This window comes from Jiangella muralis (genome assembly GCF_001270745.1).
GTDB lineage: Bacteria > Actinomycetota > Actinomycetes > Jiangellales > Jiangellaceae > Jiangella > Jiangella muralis.
Genome location: NZ_LFXL01000042.1, coordinates 54,101 through 73,010, shown reverse-complemented (window position 1 = coordinate 73,010; position 18,910 = coordinate 54,101). Strand labels below are relative to the sequence as shown.

At 74.2% G+C, this 18,910-nt stretch carries 18 protein-coding genes and 1 pseudogene; 9 read left to right on the top strand and 10 right to left on the bottom strand.

The genetic code is table 11. The features are described from left to right. Positions 1-88 precede the first annotated feature (88 nt). Positions 89-1,402: an MFS transporter gene (locus ACW62_RS28810; protein WP_053207570.1), complete on the top strand. Its 1,314-nt coding sequence runs from the start codon at positions 89-91 to the stop codon at positions 1,400-1,402. Here ACW62_RS28810 and ACW62_RS28805 read toward each other — a convergent pair. Next, a complete protein-coding gene (locus ACW62_RS28805; RefSeq protein WP_053207569.1) occupies positions 1,380-1,985 on the bottom strand; it encodes a TetR/AcrR family transcriptional regulator in 606 nt (201 codons plus the stop codon). The two genes, ACW62_RS28810 and ACW62_RS28805, sit on opposite strands and share 23 nt — an antisense overlap. A 64-nt stretch (positions 1,986-2,049) precedes the next feature. On the opposite strand from ACW62_RS28805, the gene ACW62_RS28800 reads away from it, so the two are divergent. Then, positions 2,050-2,937, top strand: coding sequence for an alpha/beta fold hydrolase (locus ACW62_RS28800; RefSeq protein WP_053207568.1), 888 nt, complete (start codon positions 2,050-2,052; stop codon positions 2,935-2,937). Here ACW62_RS28800 and ACW62_RS28795 read toward each other — a convergent pair. After that, the gene (locus tag ACW62_RS28795; protein ID WP_053207567.1) at positions 2,886-4,130 is read right to left on the bottom strand and encodes an MFS transporter; all 1,245 of its coding nucleotides are present in this window, start codon (positions 4,128-4,130) and stop codon (positions 2,886-2,888) included. The two genes, ACW62_RS28800 and ACW62_RS28795, sit on opposite strands and share 52 nt — an antisense overlap. 55 nt (positions 4,131-4,185) lie before the next feature. On the opposite strand from ACW62_RS28795, the gene ACW62_RS28790 reads away from it, so the two are divergent. Continuing rightward, positions 4,186-5,130: an ArsR/SmtB family transcription factor gene (locus ACW62_RS28790; RefSeq protein WP_053207566.1), complete on the top strand. Its 945-nt coding sequence runs from the start codon at positions 4,186-4,188 to the stop codon at positions 5,128-5,130. Between the two features lie 27 nt (positions 5,131-5,157). Here the strand turns inward: ACW62_RS28790 and ACW62_RS28785 are convergent, their stop codons facing one another. After that, complete coding sequence (locus ACW62_RS28785; RefSeq protein WP_053207565.1) at positions 5,158-6,189, bottom strand: M14 family zinc carboxypeptidase; 1,032 nt, start codon at positions 6,187-6,189, stop codon at positions 5,158-5,160. Between the two features lie 10 nt (positions 6,190-6,199). Further along, positions 6,200-7,402, bottom strand: a complete 1,203-nt coding sequence (locus tag ACW62_RS28780; RefSeq protein ID WP_169792143.1) for a M14 family zinc carboxypeptidase — start codon at positions 7,400-7,402, stop codon at positions 6,200-6,202. A 119-nt stretch (positions 7,403-7,521) separates the two neighbouring features. Here ACW62_RS28780 and ACW62_RS28775 point away from each other — a divergent pair, with 119 nt between their 5' ends. After that, entirely contained in the window at positions 7,522-8,247 is a 726-nt protein-coding gene (locus tag ACW62_RS28775; RefSeq protein WP_053207563.1) for a class I SAM-dependent methyltransferase, read from the top strand. Continuing rightward, entirely contained in the window at positions 8,240-8,752 is a 513-nt protein-coding gene (locus tag ACW62_RS28770; protein ID WP_053207562.1) for a metallophosphoesterase family protein, read from the top strand. Before ACW62_RS28775 ends, ACW62_RS28770 begins: the two co-directional genes overlap by 8 nt. Positions 8,753-8,796: 44 nt before the next feature. Here ACW62_RS28770 and ACW62_RS28765 read toward each other — a convergent pair whose 3' ends face one another. Beyond that, the gene (locus tag ACW62_RS28765; RefSeq protein WP_053207561.1) at positions 8,797-10,218 is read right to left on the bottom strand and encodes a DHA2 family efflux MFS transporter permease subunit; all 1,422 of its coding nucleotides are present in this window, start codon (positions 10,216-10,218) and stop codon (positions 8,797-8,799) included. A 73-nt stretch (positions 10,219-10,291) separates the two neighbouring features. Between ACW62_RS28765 and ACW62_RS28760 the strand changes: the two genes are divergently transcribed. After that, entirely contained in the window at positions 10,292-10,870 is a 579-nt protein-coding gene (locus tag ACW62_RS28760) for a TetR/AcrR family transcriptional regulator (protein WP_053207560.1), read from the top strand. A gap of 262 nt (positions 10,871-11,132) precedes the next feature. Here the strand turns inward: ACW62_RS28760 and ACW62_RS28755 are convergent, their stop codons facing one another. Continuing rightward, positions 11,133-12,005, bottom strand: a complete 873-nt coding sequence (locus ACW62_RS28755) for an LLM class F420-dependent oxidoreductase (protein ID WP_053207559.1) — start codon at positions 12,003-12,005, stop codon at positions 11,133-11,135. Between the two features lie 107 nt (positions 12,006-12,112). Here ACW62_RS28755 and ACW62_RS28750 point away from each other — a divergent pair, with 107 nt between their 5' ends. Continuing rightward, positions 12,113-12,706 carry a TetR/AcrR family transcriptional regulator gene (locus ACW62_RS28750; protein WP_053207558.1) on the top strand — a complete coding sequence of 198 codons (594 nt, stop codon included), beginning with the start codon at positions 12,113-12,115 and terminating at the stop codon, positions 12,704-12,706. Between the two features lie 18 nt (positions 12,707-12,724). On the opposite strand, the gene ACW62_RS28745 is transcribed toward ACW62_RS28750, so the two are convergent. Next, complete coding sequence (locus ACW62_RS28745) at positions 12,725-13,117, bottom strand: MmcQ/YjbR family DNA-binding protein (RefSeq protein ID WP_053207557.1); 393 nt, start codon at positions 13,115-13,117, stop codon at positions 12,725-12,727. A 47-nt stretch (positions 13,118-13,164) separates the two neighbouring features. After that, complete coding sequence (locus ACW62_RS28740; RefSeq protein WP_053207556.1) at positions 13,165-13,641, bottom strand: group II truncated hemoglobin; 477 nt, start codon at positions 13,639-13,641, stop codon at positions 13,165-13,167. Between the two features lie 70 nt (positions 13,642-13,711). Here ACW62_RS28740 and ACW62_RS28735 point away from each other — a divergent pair, with 70 nt between their 5' ends. Then, entirely contained in the window at positions 13,712-14,059 is a 348-nt protein-coding gene (locus ACW62_RS28735; RefSeq protein ID WP_053207555.1) for a winged helix-turn-helix transcriptional regulator, read from the top strand. Here the strand turns inward: ACW62_RS28735 and ACW62_RS28730 are convergent. Continuing rightward, positions 14,043-14,951 (bottom strand): annotated as a pseudogene (locus ACW62_RS28730) (NAD(P)-dependent oxidoreductase); the annotation flags it as partial. The gene ACW62_RS28735 and the pseudogene ACW62_RS28730 overlap by 17 nt on opposite strands. 61 nt (positions 14,952-15,012) lie before the next feature. Here ACW62_RS28730 and ACW62_RS28725 point away from each other — a divergent pair. Beyond that, positions 15,013-18,135 (top strand): ATP-binding protein, encoded by a 3,123-nt coding sequence (locus ACW62_RS28725; protein WP_083460278.1) that lies wholly within the window; start codon positions 15,013-15,015, stop codon positions 18,133-18,135. Here ACW62_RS28725 and ACW62_RS28720 read toward each other — a convergent pair. After that, entirely contained in the window at positions 18,098-18,646 is a 549-nt protein-coding gene (locus ACW62_RS28720; protein WP_083460277.1) for a putative glycolipid-binding domain-containing protein, read from the bottom strand. The two genes, ACW62_RS28725 and ACW62_RS28720, sit on opposite strands and share 38 nt — an antisense overlap. Positions 18,647-18,910: the final 264 nt, after the last annotated feature.

Sequence of the window (18,910 nt, the reverse complement as noted above, 5' to 3'; positions counted from 1 at the left end):
CTTGACAGAGAGATCATCAACCTTTTGCGACGTCATAGCGTCGCAAAAGGTTGATGATCATGGCGGGCTAGGTTGCTAGCATGCTCGCATGGATCGACGGACGAGCGAGCGGCGGGCCGGTGACCTCCGGCTCGCCGCCGGCATCGTCGCGCTGGAGTTCGCGGCCGCCGTCAGCACGTTCGTCGCGTCGACGCTGCTGCCGATCGTCGCCGCCGAGCTCGGCGCCCGGGACCGGCTCGGGCTGCTGATCGCCGGCGGCACGCTCGGCCTGTTCGTCGCGATGCCGCTGGCCGGGACGGTGCTGCGGCGGCTGGGCACCGGGCGGACGCTGGCGCTCGGGACCGCGTTCTACACCGGCGGCCTGGTGGTCGCGGCGACGGCGCAGCAGGCCTGGGCGTTCGCGCTCGGCCAGTTCACCAGCGGGGCGGCGAGCGGGCTGCTGGCGGTGTTCGGGATCAGCGCGGCGATCCGGCGGCTGGACGAGCGGCTGCGGCTGAAGGTGGTCGCGGCGTCGTCGGCGATGTGGATCCTGCCCGCGATGGTCGGCCCGGCCGCGACGCTCGCTCTGGAGCACGTCGCCGGCTGGCGGTGGGCGCTGCTCGCGCCGGTGCCGGTCGTGCTGGCCGGGCGGTTCCTGGTGGTGCGCGCGGTCCGCGGCGAGGCGCCGTCGGACGACGGGCAGCGGCTGCGGCCGGCCGGGCTGCTGGTGCCCGCGGGGGCGGCCGCCGTCGTGCTGGCGGACGGGGCCTGGCCGGTCGCCGCGGCGGGCGCGCTGGCCGCCGTCGCCGGAACGGTCGCGCTGCTGCCGGCGGGCACGGCCCGGTTGCGCCGCGGCGCGCCGTCGGCGCTGGCCGCGATGACGTTGTTCGGCGCCGGGTACGTCGGCGCCGACAGCCTGATCACCGTCCTGCTGACCGACGACTACGGCGTCGGCCTCGCGCGGGCGGCCATCGTGCTCGGCGCCGCGCCGCTCATGTGGGGCCTGACCAGCCTGGTGGTCGCCCGGGTCGGGCCGGAGCGGCAGGTCCCGGCGGCCGGGCTGGCGCTGACGGCGGCAGCGGTGGCCGTCCTCGCCGCCGGGCCGCGCGAGTTCGCCGCCGCGCTGATCGCGTGGGCCGCCGGCGGCGCCGGGGTCGGCCTGGCCTACCCCGGCCTCTACCTCCGCGCGACGACGGCCGCACCCACGCCGGACCGGACGACCCAGGCCGCCGAGCTGGCGACCGCCGTGATCACCGCCGAGGCCGTCGGCGGACTGCTCGGCCGGGCCGGCGGCGGCGCGCTGGCCGGCATCGACGACGGCATCGCGGTCGCATACGGCGCGTTCGCCGTCCTGCTGGCCGCCGCCGCCCTGGCCGCGACCCGCAGCCGCACGCCCACGCTCAGGCCGGGACCAGCGCCGTGACGAATTGACGGGCGACGGCCACCATCTCGGCCCGGGCGACGGCGGAATCGGGCGCGGCCGCGACGTACATCGCCGCTTCGTCCGCGACCGCGATCAGCGCGTGCGACAGCGGGACGATCGGCTGGCGCGCCACCTCGCCCGCGGCCATGCCCTGCTCGAGGACGACCTGGATCAGCCCCAGGACGTGTCGCTGGCAGATCTCGCGCCACCGCGCCCAGCCCACCACCGACGGGCCGTCGACGAGGAGGATGCGCTGGATGTCCGGCTGGTCGCAGAGCTCCAGCCACGCCTCGACCGCGCTCATCATGACGGCGACGAAGCCCGCCTCCGCCGCGGCGCTCGCGGCCTCGGCGAGCTGCCGGGAGACGTCGGCCTCGACATCATCGAGTACGGCGGCGAACAGCTCGGTCTTGTCGGCGAACTGATGGTAGAGCGCCCCGCGACTGACCGAGGCCTCGCGGACGATCGCCTCGGTGCCGACGCCGGCGAAGCCCTGAGCAGCGAAAAGCCGGCGGGCCGCACCGACCAGCGCGATGCGGGTGGTGGCGGACCGTTCCGCTTGGGTACGACGCTTAACATTCATACTGCTTGTATGTTACCTTCCGTGCAGCCTGTTTGTTTGTGCGTCGAGTCTAGGAGGTCCTCCCATGGCCACGATCGAACTCTCCGGCGGCAGCGTGCACTACCGCGTCGCGGGACCCGAGGCGTCCACCGCGCCGCCCGTCGTGTTCGTCCACGCGTTCCTCACCGACGGGACTCTCTGGACGCGGGTGGCCGACCGCCTCGCGGAGCGCGGGATCCGGTCGTACGCGCCCGACTGGCCGCTCGGCGCCCACCCCGTCGCCATGAACCCCGACGCCGACCTGTCGCCCCGCGGCATCGCGCGCCTGATCCTCGAGTTCCTCGACGCCCTGGACCTGGACGCGGTGACGTTGGTCGGCAACGACACCGGCGGCGCGCTGTGCCAGTTCGCCATCGACGAGGACTCCCGGCGCATCGGGCGGGTCGTCCTCACCAACTGCGACGGCGCCGACGTCTTCCCGCCGGCCGCCTTCAAGCCGCTGTTCGCGCTGCTCCGCAACGAACGCCGCGCCCGCTTCCTGGCCGGGCAGATGCGGGCCCGGCCGCTGCGTCAGTCGTGGCTCGGATTCGGACTGCTGGCCCACGACCTCCCGGCCGAGCTGACCCGCGCGTGGATCGAGCCGGCCCGGCGCGACGACGGCGTCGTCCGCGACCTCACCCGGTTCCTGCGTGCCGTCGATCCGAAGGAGCTCCTCGAGGTCGCCTCCAGGCTGCACCGCTTCGAGGGCCCCGTCACGCTGGTCTGGGGCACCGGCGATCCTGCGTTCACGACGAAGCTGGGCCGGCGGATCCAGGAGTGGTTCCGCGACGCGCGTTTCGTGCCGGCGCCGAAGGCGCGGACCTTCGTCCCGCTCGACGCACCTCAGCAGCTCGCCGACGAGATCGTCGCGATCGCCGCGGGTCAGGACGTCGCGTCGGTGAGCGAGCGCAGCCGCCGCAGCGGCGACAGGTAGAGCGGCACCCACACGACGGCCAGCACGGCCGCACCGGCCCACAACGCCGCCCGTGGGCCGGCCGTCGCGCCGATCACGCCGGACAGCGCGGCGCCGATCGCCACCGCCCCGATCAGCAGGAACCGCATGGTCGCGTTCTGCCGCCCCAGCAGGTGGTCCGGCGTGACCTGCTGCCGGAAGCTGATCAACACGACGTTGTCGACGGAGATCTTGTAGGCCAGCACGACCCAGCCGAGCCCGGCCACCCAGAGCCGGCCGCCGGTGCCGATCAGCGGGACCAGCAGGCCGGCCGGTGCGACCATCAGGCCGAGCAGCCACAGTGCACGTCCGGCCCCGAGCCGGCCGACGACCCGGCTTGCGGTCGCCGCGCCGATCAGGCCGCTGACCCCGCCGGCGGCGAAGAACAGGCCGAGCACGCCGGGCGACAGGTCCAACTGCTGGATCACCAGCACCGGCAGCATGACCACCACCAGTTGCATGCCGAGGTTGGTCATCGCGCCGGCGACGGCGACCGCGCGCAGGATCGGGTGCCCGACGACGAACCGGACACCGGCGGCGATCGACCGGATCAGCGGCTCACGCGGCCCGCCCGTCGACGCCACGGCCGGCTCGCGTCGCCGGATCCGCAGCAGGAACCCGCCGGACAGCACGTAGCCGACCGCCGTCGCGGCCATCGTCACCGGCGCCGACACCAGTTGCACGAGGAACCCGGCGGCGCTCTGCCCGCCGATGTGCACGACCGAGTCGATACTGCCCAGGACCGAGTTCGCCGACATCAGACGGTCCCGCCCGGCGACGTGCGGCAGGTAGCTCAGCGCCGAGATGTCGAAGAACACCGTTGCCACGCCGGCCAGCAGCGCGGCGATGTACAACTGCTCGATCGTCAGCAGGTCCAGCCACCACGCGATCGGGATCGACGCGTAGAGGAGCGCGCGGGCGGCGTCGGCGGCGATCATCACGCCGCGGCGGCGGGACCGGTCCACCCAGACTCCGGCGGGCAACCCGATGAGCAGGAACGCCGCCGTCGTCAACGTCGCCAGCAGGCCGACCTCGCCCGGCGAGGCGTCCAGCGCGATGACGGCGACCAGCGGCAGGGCGAACGAGCCGACCTCCATCCCGAGCTTGCTCGCGGCGGCGCCGGCGAACAGCAGGTGGAGGTCGCGCCGCGGCCGCGGCGGGGCGATGGTGGTCATGGCAGCCACCCTCGTGGCTGGCGGCCGCCGCGCCGATAGATTTAGTCTGGGCTGAATGCTCCAGCTGACCTTCACCGCGCAGGACCTCTCGCTCACGCGGTTCGCGTTCTCGCCGCTGTGGGAGGTCGTCGCGAGCATCCGGGTGCTGCGCGAGCCGGCCGCGCACGCGCTGCAGCTGCCGTGGATCAAGGCGACCCGGGCCCGGCTGGCCGGGTCCGGGCTGGACCTGCGGCCGCTGACGTCGCAGGTGCCGGCGGCCGGCCGGACGCTGCCCGGCTACCTCGCGCCCACCCCCGTCACGCCGACACCGGAGCTGGCCGACGAGCTTGCGCTGCTCGGCGGAACCGACCCGGCGATCGTCGACGGCGGACGGGCGGCACTGGACGCGCTGGTCGAGACGGTCGTGGCCTATTGGGACCTGGCGCTGGCGCCGTCGTGGCCACGGCTGCGCGACCTGCTCGAGGGCGACGTGCTGTATCGGGCCCGGCGACTGGCCGCCGGTGGGGCACCGGCGCTGTTCGCCGACCTCGACCCTGCGATCGCGTGGTCCGGCGACACGCTCACCGTCCGGCACGCGCACCTCAGCGAGGTCCGGCGGCTGCGCGGCCGCGGCCTGGTGCTGGTGCCGTCGGCGTTCCTGTGGCCGCACGTCGCGTCGAAGACGGAGCAGCCGTGGCAGCCGGTGCTGCGCTACCCGGCCCGCGGCGTCGCGACGCTGTGGGAGCGCGGCCGGCCGGCGGCGCCGGACACCCTGGCCGGGGTGATCGGCCGGTCCCGGGCGCTGCTGCTGGCCGAGCTGGACTCCCCCGCAGCGACCGGCGAGCTGGCCCGCCGCACCGGCCTCTCCGCCGGCGGCGTGTCACAGCACCTGGGCGCGCTGCGGGCGGCCGGCCTGGTGACGTCGCACCGCACCGGCCGGGTCGTCCTCTACGCCCGGACGGCGCTCGGCGACGCGCTGCTGGGCGGCGGGACGCAGACCGGGGCCGGCCCGCGCACGTAACGGACCGGCCCCGGGGTCTGGGTGGTGTCAGAACCGCCCGCACTGCACCTGACTCGCGAACGGCAGGTCCTCGTAGCCGGACACGTCCTGCGTGCCGAGCGACCCGTCGGCCGCGGCCCGCAGCACCGCCATCGTCGGGATGCGGAACAGGTTCTCCAGCTGCCCGTTGCTCTTCTGCCCCACCGAGCGGACCTCGTAGAAGATCGCGCCCTTGGTCGGGCTCTGCAGGACCGGCTGCTCGCCGGCCGGCGCCGTGCCGCCCATGAGCATCCGGCTGAGCCCGGCGTTGGTGATGTCGATCAGCGGGTAGTGCGCGACGTTCGCCAGCCCGTACTGCGCGAGCGCGTCGACGCTGGCCATCGACATCTGCCGGTTGGTCAGCCACTGCTCGGCCGTCATCCGGCTCGGGTCGATGGAGCGCGCGCCGATCTGGAACTGGTTGAGGTCATTGGTGCCCTCGACGACCGGGGCCTGGCCCATGTGGTGCAGGTCCAGCGCCAGCTCCGGCGCGGTGTCGCGCCACAACGTCCAGAACGCGGCCGTCTCCGGCTGGGCGAAGTTCTCCCAGTCGCGGTTGAGGTCGGTACGGGTCGGCGTGGTGCTCTGCCGGATGTTCGCCTCGGCGCCGTCAGGGTTGTACATCGGGATGACGACGACGGTGAGGTTCTCGCGGATCAGCCGGGCGTCCGGCGAGCCGCTGGCGAGGTGGTCCAGGATCTGCAGGACGGCCTCGGTGCTGTGCAGTTCGTTGCCGTGGATGCGGGCCTGCAGCCAGAACGTCGTCGGACCGGTGCCGACGGTGGCGTAGTACAGCTCGCGCCCCTCACCGGAGGTGCCGGCCGACTGCACGCTGACACGGCCCTGGCTGGTCCGTTCGATCCGGTCCAGCGCCTGCACGACGTCGTCGTAGCCGGCGACGCTGGCCAGGCTGACGTTCTGGTCCTCCTGCAGGCACGGACCGCCGGGCAGGTGCGGCGGTTCCGAGGCCGCCGTTCCGGCGCCGGTCAACACGGTGGCGAGCACGCCGAGACCGGCGAGCCCGGTGAGCAGTCTGCGCATGATGCCTCCTCTACAGGTCGTCGCGGGGGTTGCCGATGGACGGGCCGGCCGGCGGGATGTCGAAGTACCGGGCCGGGTCGACGGCGTCGATGCTGCCGCCGGCCAGCGCCTCGATCGTCGCGCCCATGCCGGCCAGCGACTGCTGGATCAGCATGCCCATCGACTTCTGGGCGACGGAACGGGTCTCGTAGAGCATGATCCCGGCGCCGTTCAGGGCGTACGAGCCGAGCGCGGTGCCCGGCAGCTCGACGTCGGGGTAGCGGGTGATGCCGCCGAACGGGGACTGGCCGAGCGACCGCAGCGTGTCCCAGACCAGCACGTTGATCCGGAAACTCAGGTCACGCACCGCCGGGTCGAGCGGGAACTCCGGCGTGCCCTCGGTGACCAAACCGATCACCTGCAGCGTCGTCAGCGTGTTGTCGGTCTCGGACTCGACGTTGCTGCCGCGGTGGTGGTGGTCGATGAAGACCTCCGGGCGCAGCCGCTGGAACACCGCCGCCGACGTCCTGGCCTCGGGCGTGACGAAGAACCCGGGCAGCTCCGACGCGCCCGGCAGCAGCGCCTCGTCGCCCGGCTTCAGGCGGAACGTGAGGTCGGGATGGAAGTCGCGGTTGATGTCGTAGCCGGAGACGCGGCCCGGCTGCAGCAGCGACCGCGGCAGGTACCACGGCGGCGGCGCGGCGGCGTCGAGCCCCCACTCCTGGGGCGTCCAGAGCTGCGTGTTCTGCCGCCGCTGAACGAGGTGCCCGGTGGCGTCGCGGAAGTCGGCGCCGTCCATGTTGAGCCGTGGGATGAACCAGATGGTCAGCCGCTCCAGGACGTCCCGGACGGCCGGGTGCGAGCTGGTCGCGAGGGTCTGCATGAGGTGCAGGACGACCTCGGTGCCGAGCGGCTCGCCGCCGTGGATCTGGGTCTGGATCAGTACCGGCAGCTTGCCTGCCGTGGGCTCGCCGAACCGGGCCAGGTGGATCGGCCAGCCGCCGGCGGAGTGCCCGGCGACCTCGACGGCCATCCGGCCCTTCGACCGGGCCGCGATGGAGGCGAGCTTCGGGCCGAGGTCGCTGTTCGCGGTGAGGGCCGCCTTCTGAACGGTCTGGTCCGGCTGCAGCCACGGCCCGTTGGGCTTCGACTGCGGCCCTGCGTGGGCGCTCGGCGCCAGCGCGGCGCCCACCCCTAGTCCGGCGACTCCAGCGAGGAACGTGCGGCGGCGCATGGCGGCTCCTGTAGTCGGTGACATAACACTCCTGTGATCGCCGTCACATCGCAAAAGGGCACGGGCCGCCCGCCGCTAATTCGATTGACCGCGCCGGCGGGGCCGTCGAGGCTGTCGCCATGTACACCGACGACGACGTGGCGGCGCTCTACGAGGTGCTCAACCCGTGGGGTCCGGGCGACGCTTTCTACCTCGAACGGGTCATGGCGGCGGGGGCCGTCCTCGACGTCGGGTGCGGGCCGGGCGGGCTGCTGCGGCGGGCCCGCGACGAAGGGCATACCGGCCGGCTCCGCGGTCTCGACCCCGACCCCGCCGCGCTGGCCCGGGCCCGCCGGCGTGCGGACGTCGACTGGGTCGAGGGCCGGGCGTCCGATCTCCCCGCCACCGGCGAGTTCGAGCTGGCGGTCATGGCCGGCAACGCGTTCCAGGAACTGCGCGGCGACGACGAGCTGACGGCGTCGCTGGCGGCCATCCGCGGGGCGCTGGCCGGCGGCGGTCGGTTCGCCTTCGAGACGCGCAACCCCGGCGCCCGCGAGTGGGAGACGTGGCGGCCGGAGAACGGCACGGAGGTAGTCGACGACGCCGGCCGCGAGCTGCGCGTCTGGCATGACGTCGAGGCGGTCGACGGCGGCCTGGTCACGCTGACCGAGACCACAGGGACCCGCGACGGCGCACCGCTGCGGGTCGACCGCGCCACGCTCCGGTTCACCGACGCCGCCACGCTCGACGCCATGCTGGCGGCCGCCGGGTTCGCCGTCGAGGAGCGGTACGGCTGGTGGGACCGCCGGCCGTTCGCGCCCGACAGCCGCCTGATCATCACCGTCGCACGAGCCGTCGATGGCTGACGTCACGCGGGTGGCCGTGCTGTCCGACACGCACGCGCCGCGGTTCTGGAAGGCGTGCCCGCCGGCGGTGGCGCGGCGGCTCGGCGACGTCGACCTCATCCTGCACGCGGGCGACGTGTGCGTCCCGTCGGTGCTCGACGAGCTGACGGCGTTCGCGCCGGTACACGCGGTGCTCGGCAACAACGACGGCGCCGACGTCGCGGCGTGGGGTGCGGGCGTCCCGGACGAGCTGCTGATCACCGTCGCCGGCGTGCGGGTCGCGATGCTGCACGACAGCGGGCCGGCGTCCGGGCGGTTGCCGCGGCTGCGGGCCTGGTTCCCCGACGCCGACCTCGTGGTGTTCGGCCACTCGCACATCCCGTGGGACGAGGAGTCCGGCGGCTTCCGCGTCTTCAACCCCGGCTCGCCGACGGACAAGCGCCGTCAGCCGCACGGCACCATCGGCCTGCTCTCGCTTGCCGGCGGCCGGGTCGCCTCGACGGAGATCGTCCCGGTCACACCATGATCATCAACCTTTTGCGCTGCCATCACGACACAGAAGGTTGATGATCATGGAAGGAGGGCCGCCGGTTCGGGCACCCGCGCGGTCACCTGGTCCGCGGTACGGCCGTGCGGCAACGCGAGCGCGGCCAGCGCACCCAGGCCCACGACTCCCGCGCCGACCAGCACCGAGACCACCGCGGCGTCCACGTACCCCGTCGGCGTCAGCTGCCCGCCCGCGCCGGTGAAGACCGCCGTCAGCACCGCGATGCCGAGCGCGACGCCGATCTCGCGCAACGCCGAGTTGGTGCCGGACGCCTTCGCGTTGTCGTCGTCGCGGATGGTGGCGAGGACGGCGGTGGCGCTCGGCGCGATGACCAGGCCCATGCCGACGCCGGCCAGCACGAACGCCCCGACGAGCCGCCCGTAGCCGACGGTCTCGGTCATGACCAGCGCGATCCAGGCCAGCCCCGCGGACACGAGGACCAGGCCGGTGACGATCGGCAGCCGGGTACCCAGGCGCGGCACCGCGAGCCCGGCCAGCGGCGCGACGACCATCGGCGCCATCGTCCACGGCATCGTCAGCACGCCGGCCTCCAGCGGGCTGTAGCCCTGCACGACCTGCAGGAACTGGATGAGGATGAAGATCGCCCCGAACACGCCGAAGCTGAACAGCACGCCCACCACGTTGGCGGCGGAGAAGCCGCGGTCGCGGAACAGCCCGAGCGACAGCAGCGGGTCCCTCGTCCGCCGCTCCCACGCCACGAACAGCGCGAGCAGCACGACGCCGGAGGTCAGCGTCGTCACGATCGGCGCGCTCCCCCAGCCGGCCGACTCGGCGCGGACGATGCCGTAGACCAGCGCGAGCAGCCCGGTGCTGGCCAGCCCGACGCCGACAAGGTCGATGCGGACGCGGCGGCCGAACGACTCGGGCAGCACCGCCAGCACCAGCGGGAGCGACAGCACGCCGATCGGCACGTTCAGCCAGAAGATCGCGTGCCAGCTCAGCCCTTCGACGACGGCGCCGCCGACCAGCGGGCCGAGCGCGACGCCGAGCCCCGTCACGCCACCCCAGACGCCGATCGCCATCGGCCGCAGCCGCGGCGACACCGACGTCGACAGCAGCGTCAGCGACAACGGCATCAGCGCCGCGGCGGCCGCGCCCTGCACCGCGCGGGCGGCGATCAGCTGCCACGGCTCCACACTCACCGCGCACAGGGCCGACGCGACGGTGAACAGCGCCAGCCCGAGCGCGAACACCCGGCGCCGGCCGTACCGGTCACCGAGTGCGACGGCGACGAGGATCAGCCCCGCGAAGGCCAGCGTGTAGGCGTTGACGAACCACTGCAGTTCCTCGATGGAGGCGCCGAACTCGCGTCGCAGGACGGGCAGGGCACTGGTCACGACCAGGTTGTCGAGCGCCGCCATGAACATCGGCACCGACGCCGCCAGGATGAGCAGCCACGTCGGCCGGGATCGCACGCCGTTCATCGCCGTACCTCTCGATCAGGTTGTAATCGGTTGATTACTTGTACAGTAGTAATCGACTGATAACATGTCAACCATGGAGACGAGACCACGGCTCCCGGCGGCCGAGCGGCGCGAGTCGATCCTGGCCGCGGCCAGCGTCGTGTTCGGGGAACGCGGCTACGCGGGCGCCACCACCGACCAGATCGCCACCGCCGCCGGCATCAGCCAGGCCTACGTCGTGCGCACGTTCGGCAGCAAGGAGGCGCTGTTCGTCGAGGTCGCCCGGCGCGCGGTCGGCCGCATCGAGGCGGCGTTCCGGGCCGCCATCGCCGACGACGACGGCCGCCCGGTCGCCCGGCGGCTCGGCCAGGCCTACATCGAACTGGTCGCCGACCGCGGCATCCTGCTGTCACTGCTGCACATCTTCAGCCTCGGCAGCGACCCCGCCATCGGCCCGGTCGGGCGCGACGGGTTCCTGACGATCTACCGGCTGGTCCGCGACGAGGCCGGGCTGTCCCCCGAGGACGCCAGCCATTTCCTCGCCGAGGGCATGCTGATCAACACCGTGCTGGCGTTGCAGCTGCACGGCTCGGACGACCCCGACGCCGTCGAGCTGGTCACCCAGGTCTGCGGCGGGGACCTCGGCCACTTCCGCACCCTCGCCGGCGGCTGACCGCGGCGCCCGGCCGGCTGCCATCGCCGCCGGGCCACGGGAGGAGCGGGCGAGAGTGCGGCCCGGGCCCCCGCTGTCCGCGCACTCCCAGCCGCGCCGCCGCGCACTCCCAGCCGCCGCCGTCCGCTCCCGGCCCCCCGCCGTCAACTCCCAGCCGCGCTGCACGGCGAGGGCTGGTCGCGCGCCGTCGCGATGGGGTAGGCATGACCCGCCCGGTTAGGGAGGGAGCCCACCCTACGGGCGGGCACTGACACCGTCGCGATCAGAGCTTCTCGACCTGCGGGATGACGTCGGCGCCGATGCGCTCGAGCGGGTCCAGCCGCGGCACCGTCGGCACCGACCCCACGGCGACGTCGAAGCCCAGCTCGGCCAGCTGCCCGAGCTCGTCGATCAGCTGCTGCGTCCGCTCGCCGTTCTCGCCGACGTCGAGCACGTGGTAGACGGTCTTGGTGATGTCGTCGTAGTCGCGGCCGACGTCGTCGCAGTGCTGGCGCAGCACGTCGAGCTTGCGGAGCAGCTCCGGGCCCTGGAACAGGTTGCAGGAGTCGGCGTACTGCGCGACCAGCCGCAGCGTCTTCTTCTCGCCACCGCCGCCGATCATGATCGGCGGACGCGGGCGGCTCAGCGGCTGCGGCGAGTTGAGCAGCCGCTCGGCCTGCGTGAACCGGCCCGCGAACGGCCCGTCGTCGTCGGACCACAGCTGCAGCAGGTAGTGCAGCGCCTCCTCGAGACGCTCGAACCGCTCGGAGGTGGACGGGAACGGGAAGCCCAGGCCGCGCGACTCCTCCTCGTTCCAGCCCGCCCCGATGCCCAGGATCGCCCGCCCGCCGGACAGTACGTCCAGCGTGGTGACGGCCTTGGCCAGCAGGCCCGGCTCGCGGTAGTGGATGCCGGTGATGAGGGTGAGCAGCTTGGCCCGCTCGGTGTGCGCGGCCAGGAAGCCCAGCGTGGTGTACGCCTCGAGCATGTCGTTCTCGGACGGGCCGACGCCGCGGATCTGGAAGAAGTGGTCCATGACGGCGACGTACTCGAACCCGGCCCGATCGGCGGTGCCGGCGACGGCGGCCAGCTCAGGGCCCAGCGCGGCGGGGCCGTTCGGCCAGGTGAAGTTGGGAATCTGCAGACCGACCTTCATGGCGTGAGGTGTCCTTCGGAAGCGGTCGACTAAGGTGGAGGTGTCCCTCCGTATCACCATACGGAGGGTTGCCTCCGTTTGCAAGGCGCTCGAGTGAAGGTGACGGCATGACCAACGCGGACGGCGCGGCCCCCGGCGGGCCGATCGACGTCTTCGCCCGGCGGCCGAAGCGCGCCGACGCGCGCCGCAACTACGAGAAGCTGCTCGCCGCCGCCCGCGAGGCGTACGCCGAGGCCGGCGTGTCCGCGTCGCTGGAAGACATCGCCCGGCGGGCCGGCGTCGGCATCGGCACCCTCTACCGCCACTTCCCCACCCGGCAGGACCTGTTCGAGAGCGTCTACGTCGACGAGGTCGAGGCGCTGTGCCGCGCCGCCGACGAGCTCGCCGGCCTGCCGCCGTGGGCCGCGCTGGCCGGGTGGCTGCGCCGGTTCGTCAGCTACGCCGCCACGAAGCGGGCCATCGCCGAGGCGCTCAACCACGACTCCCCGGTCTTCGCGACCTGCCGCAAGGCCATCGGCGACGCCGGCCAGCCGCTGCTGCGCCGGGCCCAGGACTCCGGCGACGCCCGGCCCGACGCCTCCTTCGACGACGTGCTGCGCCTGGTCGGCGGCGTCACGATGTACCCGTTCGCCGATCCGGCCCAGCTCGAACGCGTCCTGACGATGGCGCTCGACGGCATCCGGGTGCGGCCGGCCGGCTGATCACACAGGCCCGCGCCGTCAGCGCATGTCGTCCAGGAACGCCTGGGCGACCTTCTTCGGCGCCCGGTCCAGCCACGCCTCGACCACCAGCTCGGCCAGCTCTGGCTCGTCGATGCGCTCCAGCCGCACCAGCACCATGGAGTACCCGTCGAAGTGCGGCGTGGTGAAGAAGACCTCCGGATCGTCGGCGAGGATCGCCTCCTTGGCCCCGAGGTCGGGCACCCACGCGCCGAGGATCGGCCCGTCCGGTGCGGCGTCTCCGAGCGCCTTGATGTCGGCCTTGCGCAACGGCCGCTCCCAGACGAAGGTCTTGTCGCGCACCCGCCAGCTGCGCAGTCCTTCGCGCCCGGCCTGCTCGCTCGTCTCCGGCAACGCCGTCGCGATGCGGGTGACGTCGTCCCAGTCGCACATGTGATCAACGGTAGACCCGCGCGGGCGCGTTGGACAGCGTCCGCCGATCACTCGGCCGGGACCTCGCCGGGCGGCTGCCACGGCGGAAGCGCCCACGTCCAGGCCGGCATCGGCTCGGGCGGGCCGGGCCGGGCGCCCGGCTGCGACAGCAGCACGGCCATCCGGCTGCCCCACTCGACGTAGCCGGTGAACGCCGCCCTGAACTCCGGATCGGCGGGCAGGCCGGTCTCGTCGGCCGCGTCCTGCAGCAGCTCGACCCAGCGCCGGCGCTGCCGCTCGGTGATCGCCCTGCCCAGGTGCATGCCGACCATGTGGGCGTGCCCGCCGCGCTCCCGCGAGTACGCCGGCGGCCCGCCGAACACCTCACCGAGCCAGGCCGCCACGTGCCGCGGATGGTCCAGGTCCATGTCGCGGAACAGCTCGCTCAGCTCGGGATCGGCCCGAACATGGGTGTAGAAGACGGCGAACAGCCGCTCGAGCGCCGGGGCGCCGCCGGCCCACTCGTACAACGTCGGAACGGTCACGTCACGAGTCCACCACCGGCAGCCGGAGCGGACAAGAACGTACCTTGTGGTGCGTGGAGGTGATGCGGCCATGAGCGTCGCTCGAACGCGGTACTACTGCCCGGTCGAGATCACCGTCGACGTCATCGGCGGCCGCTGGACGCCGGTGATCCTGGCCCACCTCAAGGAGGGGGTGCATCGGTACGGCGAGCTGCGCCGGCGGATGCCGGACCTGACGGAGAAGATGCTCACCCAGCGGCTGCGCGAGCTGGAGCGCGCCGGCCTGGTCGCCCGGACGGTCCACGACGGCGTGCCGGCGCCGGTCAGCTACGACCTCACCAGTGAGGGCCGCAGCCTCGCGCCGGTGCTCGAGGCCCTCTACACGTGGGGCGAGGAGCACGCGGCGCGGCACGGTATCGCGATCACGCCCGCCGGGTGACCGCCGGCCGGATGCTCTCGATGATCCGGTCGAACGACTCCTTCCCGTGCCCCTCGGCCAGCTGCCGCGCGAGCAGTCGCTGGATCGGCGCGACGATGTCCGGCGCGACGCCCTGGTCGACGCTGGCCTGCACGATCACGTCGAGCGCGGACTTGTTGAACACGACGTCCTGGACGTCGGTCGTGTAGTCACCGCTGTCGACGAACGCGGCGGCGTACGGCAGCGACGCGGTCATGGCGCGCAGCCAGTCACCGGACGCCTCGGCGAACTCGGCGGCGCTCACCCCGGCGGTCCCGACCATCGCGGCGCCGTGCAGGAACCCGGCGAACATCGTGTACATGCCGCTCAGCAGCGCGAGGTCGTACAGCGAGGCGAGCCCGGCGTCGCTGCCGAACCAGCGGCCGGTGCCGAGCAGGTCCAGCGCCGGCCGGTACCGCTGGAACGCGGCCTCGTCACCGCTGTACAGGAACAGGGACGTCTCGGTGCCGATCATCGGCGGCGTGGCCATCATGCCGCTGTCGACGTAGTCGACGCCGTGCTCCGCGGCCCAGCCGGCCAGCTCGCGCGCCTGCCGCGGCGTGCCGGTCGTCAGCTGGACGACGGTGCGCCCGGCCAGGTCGGCGGCGACCGGCTCCAGCAGTTCGCGGGTGGCGGCGTAGTCGAGCACGCAGACCAGTACGAGCGGGCTGCCGGCGACGGCGCTCGCGACGGTGTCCGCACGAGTCGCGCCGCGGGCGACGAGGTCGTCGGCGCGCGACGGCGTGCGGTTCCACACCGTGACCGGGTGGCCGGCCTCGAGCAGCACGCGGGCGATCTCGCGGCCCATCGCGCCGAGGCCGACGACGGTGACGGGGTGACGGTCGGTCATGGTTGTCCTTTCGTGGTTCGGTCCCGACCAGCCTGTGCGGGGCCGCTTTCGAAACGCTCACGGCCGGCTGAGCTAGCGTGGTGAGGTGCGTTTCGGGGTGCTCGGCCCGCTGGAGGTCACCACGGCCGACGGCGTCGCGGTGCGGGTCCCGGAAGCGAAGGTGCGGCTGTTGCTCGCCGTCCTGCTGGCCCACCGCGGCCGCCCCGTCTCCGCCGACCGCCTCGTCGACGCGCTCTGGGGCGAGGCTCCGCCGGCCCGCCCGCTCGGCGCCCTGCAGACCAAGGTGTCGCTGCTGCGACGGGTGCTCGGCGCGGACCTGGTGACGTACCGGCCGGCCGGCTACCAGGTGCACGTCGCCGCCGACGACGTCGACGCGGGCCGGTTCGCCGCACTGGCCGGGCGGGCGCGAGCACACGACGATCCGGTCGCGCGGGCGGCGCTGCTGGACTCGGCGCTGGAGCTGTGGCGCGGGCCGGCGTTCGCGGACGTGGCCGACGCTGGTGCGCTGGCGCCGGCGATCCGGCAACTGGAGGAGTTGCGGTTGGTCACGGTCGAGGACTGGGCGGATGCCTGTCTGGAGGTGGCCGCCGACGACCACTCCGGCGGCGCGGCCGCGCACGGTGCGCTGGCCGGCGAGCTGGCGCGGTGGGTGAGCGCCGAGCCGCTGCGCGAACGGCTCCGGGCCGCGTACGTCCGTGCCCTCTACGGCGCCGGCCGGCAGGCCGACGCGCTGGCGAGCCTGGCCGAGCTGCGCCGCCACCTGGCCGACGAACTGGGGGTGGACCCGTCACCGGAGCTGCAACGCCTGCAGGACGCCGTCCTCGCGCAGGATCCGGCGATCACCGGCGCCCGGCCCCGCCGCGAAGCCGCCGCCGCGGGCCATCTGCCCGCCCCGCTCACGCCGCTGATCGGCCGCGCGACGACCACCGCCGACGCGACGCGACAGCTGGCCGCACACCGGCTGGTCACGCTGACCGGCCCGGGTGGGGTCGGCAAGACCCGGCTGGGCGTCGAGGTCGCCGGGCGGACGTCGCCGCGAGACGGCGCCTGGCTGGTCGAACTGGCCGGCCTGCGCCCCGGCAGCACGGCCGACGCGGTCGCCGAGACGATCGCCGGCGTCCTCCAGCTGCGCGCCGACACCGGCCCGGACCCCGTCACCCAGCTGGCGACGGCACTGGGCACCCGCGAGCCGCTGCTGGTCCTGGACAACTGCGAGCACCTCGTCGACGCCGCGGCAGAGGTCACCGGGCGGCTACTGCGGGCCGCGCCCGCCGTCCGGATCCTCGCCACCAGCCAGCTTCCGCTCGGCCTGCCCGGCGAGATCGTCGTCCCCGTCCCGCCGCTCGACCCCGATACCGACGCCGCCGAGCTGTTCCTCGCCCGAGCCGTGGCCGCCGCGCCCGGCCGCGAGCTGGACCGTGACACCGTCGCGGAGATCTGCCGGCGGCTGGACGGGCTGCCGCTGGCGCTGGAGCTGGCCGCCACCCGGATCCGTGCGCTCGGCGAGCGGGACCTGCTGGCCCGGCTGGATCACCGGTTCGAGCTGCTCGCCGGGCAGCGCGGCGGGCCGGAGCGGCAGCGGACGCTGCGGGCGGTGATCGACTGGAGCTGGGAGCTGCTGACCGAGCCGGAGCGGACGGTGCTGCGGCGGCTCGCCGTCCCGGCCGACGGATGCGATCTCGCCGGCGCCGAGGCCATCGCCGGTGGTGGGGAGGTCGCGGGGCTGCTGGCGCGGCTGGTGGATCGGTCGCTGGTCGCCGTCGTGCCGTCGCCGGCCGGGCCGCGGTACCGGTTGCTGGAGTCCGTCGCGTCCTACGCGCGCGAGCGGCTACGCGCGGCGGGTGAGCTGGACGCCGTCCGCCGGCGGCACCGCGACCACCTGCTGGCGCTCGCCGTCCGCGCCGACGCGAGGCTGCGCGGCCCGGACCAGCGGCACTGGCTCGACGTGCTGGACGCGGAGTCGGCCAACCTGCGTGCCGTGCTCGACGAGGCCGTGCGGGAGGACGCCGCGGAGCCGGCGTTGCGGCTGGTCGACGCGCTCGGGTGGTACTGGTTCCTGCGCGGGCGGCTGAGCGAGGGACGGCGGTCGGCGACGGCCGCGCTCGCCGTCGACGGCGACGGGCCGCGGGCGCGGGTGGCGGTCTGGGCGGCCGGGTTCGCCGTCCAGCTGGGCGACGACCCCGCCATGGCGGCGCGGGCCGACGCCGTCCTCGCCGGGTTCGACGGCGACGAGGCCGGGCTGGCCTGGGCGCGCTGGTTCCTCAGCCTCGGCCTGGCCGGCGTCGGCGACCGGTCGGTGCACGCCCGGCGGGTCGCGGCGGCACTGGTGTCGTTCCGGCGGCGCGGCGACCGCTGGGGGACGGCGGCCGCGCTCAGCCTGGATCCCCGGCCGGGCCCGGCCGAGGAGGCGGCCGCGCTCTTCGCCCAGCTGGGCGACCAGTGGGGCCGGCTCCGGGTGATCGACACGCTCGCCGGCCACGCCGAGATCCGCGGCGACCACGACCGCGCCGCCGCCCTGCACGACGAAGGGGTGCGCATCGCCACCGAACTGGGGCTGGCGACGGAGCTGTCGGCGAAGCTGGCCGGGCTCGGCCGGGTCGCGCTCCTGCGTGGCGACCTCGCCACGGCCGATGACCTGCACGAACGGGCTCGGGCGCTCGCGGCCCGGCACGCGCACCGGCGCGGCGAGCAGTTCGCGGAGATCGGGCTGGCGTTGTCGGCGCGGCGGCAGGGCCGGCTCGACGACGCCGAGCGGCACCTACGCGCCTGGCTGGACTGGTGCCTGGACGTGGACGGCGCGATGGGCGCGGCGCTCATCCTGGCCGAGCTGGGCTTCGTCGCCGAACTGCGCGGCGACGCCGACGCCGCGCGGGCGCTGCACCTGGACGGCCTCGCGGCGGCCCGGTCCGCCGGCGACCCGCGCGCCGTCGCGCTGGCCCTCGAGGGCCTGGCCGGCGTGCACGCGTCGACGGGTGACGGCGCCGGCGCGGCCCGCCTGCTGGGCGCGGCGGCGGCCGCTCGGGACGGCGCCGGCGTTCCGCTGCCGCCGGCCGAACGTGGTGACGTCGACCGCATCACCGCCGCGGCCATGGCGCTCCTCGGCCGCGACCGGTTCGCCGCGGAGTTCGCCGCCGGCGGCGTGACTCCGCTCGACCAGGCCTACCCGCCGGTCAGACCAGCCGCCGCCACAGGTCCGGATAGTCGGTGACGAGCCCGTCGTCGTCCACGGTGAGGTCGGCGGTGAAGTCGCCGGAGGAGTACCGGTAGGTGTCCGGACCGAGCCGCTCGTAGCGCTGGTCCACCGCGTCCGCCGTCAGCCCGTGATCGACCTGCACGTAGACGACTCGCAGGCCGGCCGACTCCCCCGCCGCCAGCCCCAGCCGGCGGATCGGCAGCGTGTTGGTGAACGGCGTCAGCGCGATGTCGACGTCGACGCAGCCGGCGAGGTCGGCCCGCTCCGCGCCGGAGCCGTCGAACCAGCGGCCGTCGGCGCGGCGGTCCAGCACCAGGTCGGGCTCGCCGTACGGGGCCACTGTCAGGCGGCGGACGGTCCAGTCCGGCCCGGCCTCGATCGCGTACGCCAGCCGCGTCGGCCGCCCGTCCAGCGCGACGATCGCCCCGTCGGCCCGCACGCCGTCGCCGTCGGTCCGGAGCGCCAGGTGCTCCGTCGCGGGCCAGGCCAGCGCCGACCACATCAACTCCCGGTTACCGGTCATCATGAACGCCAGTTAACAGCGTTCACCACGCCAGCGCAACCGCTAAACTCAGTGAATGGTTAACGCCGCGCAGGAGGCGCCCGGCGAGCTCGAGACCGTCCGCGAGCTGCTGAACAGCTGGCTGATCCCCAACGACACCCGGCGCCCCGACGACCGCTTCGACCGCTGGGCCGCCGCGCACGCCGTCCCGCCCGCCGACCACGCCGGCGTCCGCTGGCTGCGCGACGACCTCCGCGCGGCCGTCGAGGGGACGGCCGGCGCCGACGC

Excerpts from the sequence above, each read along its gene's own strand:
- ACW62_RS28780 (WP_169792143.1), bottom strand. The coding sequence starts at position 7,402 with ATGCGCCGCCGCACGTTCCTCGCTGGAGTCGCCGGACTAGGGGTGGGC.
- ACW62_RS28775 (WP_053207563.1), top strand. The coding sequence starts at position 7,522 with ATGTACACCGACGACGACGTGGCGGCGCTCTACGAGGTGCTCAACCCG.
- ACW62_RS28765 (WP_053207561.1), bottom strand. The coding sequence starts at position 10,218 with ATGAACGGCGTGCGATCCCGGCCGACGTGGCTGCTCATCCTGGCGGCG.
- ACW62_RS28810 (WP_053207570.1), top strand. The coding sequence starts at position 89 with ATGGATCGACGGACGAGCGAGCGGCGGGCCGGTGACCTCCGGCTCGCC.
- ACW62_RS28790 (WP_053207566.1), top strand. The coding sequence starts at position 4,186 with ATGCTCCAGCTGACCTTCACCGCGCAGGACCTCTCGCTCACGCGGTTC.
- ACW62_RS28760 (WP_053207560.1), top strand. The coding sequence starts at position 10,292 with ATGGAGACGAGACCACGGCTCCCGGCGGCCGAGCGGCGCGAGTCGATC.
- ACW62_RS28770 (WP_053207562.1), top strand. The coding sequence starts at position 8,240 with ATGGCTGACGTCACGCGGGTGGCCGTGCTGTCCGACACGCACGCGCCG.
- ACW62_RS28800 (WP_053207568.1), top strand. The coding sequence starts at position 2,050 with ATGGCCACGATCGAACTCTCCGGCGGCAGCGTGCACTACCGCGTCGCG.
- ACW62_RS28785 (WP_053207565.1), bottom strand. The coding sequence starts at position 6,189 with ATGCGCAGACTGCTCACCGGGCTCGCCGGTCTCGGCGTGCTCGCCACC.
- ACW62_RS28750 (WP_053207558.1), top strand. The coding sequence starts at position 12,113 with ATGACCAACGCGGACGGCGCGGCCCCCGGCGGGCCGATCGACGTCTTC.
- ACW62_RS28735 (WP_053207555.1), top strand. The coding sequence starts at position 13,712 with ATGAGCGTCGCTCGAACGCGGTACTACTGCCCGGTCGAGATCACCGTC.
- ACW62_RS28805 (WP_053207569.1), bottom strand. The coding sequence starts at position 1,985 with ATGAATGTTAAGCGTCGTACCCAAGCGGAACGGTCCGCCACCACCCGC.
- ACW62_RS28720 (WP_083460277.1), bottom strand. The coding sequence starts at position 18,646 with ATGATGACCGGTAACCGGGAGTTGATGTGGTCGGCGCTGGCCTGGCCC.
- ACW62_RS28745 (WP_053207557.1), bottom strand. The coding sequence starts at position 13,117 with ATGTGCGACTGGGACGACGTCACCCGCATCGCGACGGCGTTGCCGGAG.
- ACW62_RS28795 (WP_053207567.1), bottom strand. The coding sequence starts at position 4,130 with ATGACCACCATCGCCCCGCCGCGGCCGCGGCGCGACCTCCACCTGCTG.
- ACW62_RS28755 (WP_053207559.1), bottom strand. The coding sequence starts at position 12,005 with ATGAAGGTCGGTCTGCAGATTCCCAACTTCACCTGGCCGAACGGCCCC.